A 1345-nucleotide genomic window follows, 5' to 3' on the forward strand; every position below is an offset into this window, starting at 1 on the left:
CCGAAGCGGTGCTCGGAGGCCGCCGCGCCGAGCACCAGCGGCAGCAGGGGCAGGACGCAGGGCGAGAGCGTCGAGAGCAGGCCGGCGAGGAGCGCGAGGCCGAGGCTGACGATCATCGAACCCCCGAGCCGATCAAAGCGTCTTCTCGACCAGCCCCTCGATCCATTCGGGCTGGGTCTCGCCGACCGAGCGCCCGGTCTCGACGCTGCCCTTGTAGGCGATCAGCGTGCTTTGGGTGCGGACGTCGAGCTTGCGAAGCAGGTCCTTCTGGCTGTCGAAGTCGATGTCGAAGATCTGCAGATCCTTGAAGCGCGGGTCGGTGCTGAGCTTGGCCAGGATCGGCTTCTGCGTCTTGCAGATCGGGCACCAGGGCGCGCTCACCTCGACGAGGATCGGCTTGCCGGCCTTTTGCGCGGCGTCGAACGCCTCCTGGGAGTAGGGCTTCATCTCGCCGGCCTGCGCCGTGGCGACGGTCAGAGCTTCGAGGGCCAAGGGCGCGAGGGCGAGGAGCGCCAGGAGCGTACGGCGGATCATGGCTGGTGTTTCCCGATGGCGAAGGCCTGGCCGTGGGCGGCCAAGCAGATCCGTGATGATCAGTTGCTGGCGGCGGGCACCGGGAAGGTGTGGTCGAACGTGCCGCCCTGGCTATCCGTGGCCGCCACCTTGACCGGCGCGGCGCCTTCGGGCCGCATCTCGAAGCCGATCACCGGGTTCGACGAGATCGAGATGTCGCCCTCCATCGTGAAGACGTTCCGCGCGCCCTGGCTGACGCTGATCCGGTCGAGGTAGCGCGCCGGCGTATACTCGCGCGAGACCTGGTTCATCTGCATGCCGGAGAAGTTCGGGTGGCGGATCATCAGCGTCGCCTGCACCACCTTGTCGGCGGCGGGGTCGGCGAACTTCATACGCATGTCGCCCATGCCCTTCAGCGCGTCCGCTTCGGTCATGCCCATGGGAGCCGAGCAGCCGCCGGACGCCTTGACGAAGATCTCCGACGCCACGAGGCGCCCGTCCCGGGTCTCGGCCACCGCGTGGACGTTGGAGTAGGTGTTCACCCGCACGCGCATCTTGAGCTGCGCCGGGTCGCCCGCGGGCCCGAAGTCGACGTGGGCGGCGAGCGGCGCCGGGTTGTCGTCGATGATCAGGTACAGGCCCTTCACCTGGTCCTTGTCGGCGACGGTGAGCGTCACCGGAACCAGGGCGGCGTCTTCGGCGCGCACCGGCATGTCGATCGCCACCAGCTTGCCCGCCTCGACTTTGCGGTCGCCGAACACCTGCTGCTGCAGCTCCTTCCAGCGGGCCGCGCGCTCGGCCTCGCCGTCGCCGACAAGGACCAGGTGAAGGG

3 protein-coding genes are annotated in these 1345 nt (G+C 68.6%); all 3 read right to left on the minus strand.

Annotated features, from left to right (window positions below; genetic code table 11):
- Positions 1-116 (minus strand): cytochrome c biogenesis protein CcdA (locus tag FV222_RS31605; protein WP_281406933.1); only part of this gene is annotated, 116 nt, incomplete at its 3' end.
- A gap of 16 nt (positions 117-132) precedes the next feature.
- Positions 133-534: a thioredoxin family protein gene (locus FV222_RS26275; RefSeq protein ID WP_147763940.1), complete on the minus strand. Its 402-nt coding sequence runs from the start codon at positions 532-534 to the stop codon at positions 133-135.
- A gap of 59 nt (positions 535-593) precedes the next feature.
- Entirely contained in the window at positions 594-1337 is a 744-nt protein-coding gene (locus FV222_RS26280) for a quinoprotein dehydrogenase-associated SoxYZ-like carrier (protein ID WP_246685680.1), read from the minus strand.
- Between the last annotated feature and the right edge of the window lie 8 nt (positions 1338-1345).

It is taken from the genome of Methylobacterium sp. WL103, assembly GCF_008039885.1.
Taxonomy (GTDB): domain Bacteria; phylum Pseudomonadota; class Alphaproteobacteria; order Rhizobiales; family Beijerinckiaceae; genus Methylobacterium; species Methylobacterium cerastii.

Excerpts from the sequence above, each read along its gene's own strand:
- FV222_RS26275 (WP_147763940.1), bottom strand. The coding sequence starts at position 534 with ATGATCCGCCGTACGCTCCTGGCGCTCCTCGCCCTCGCGCCCTTGGCC.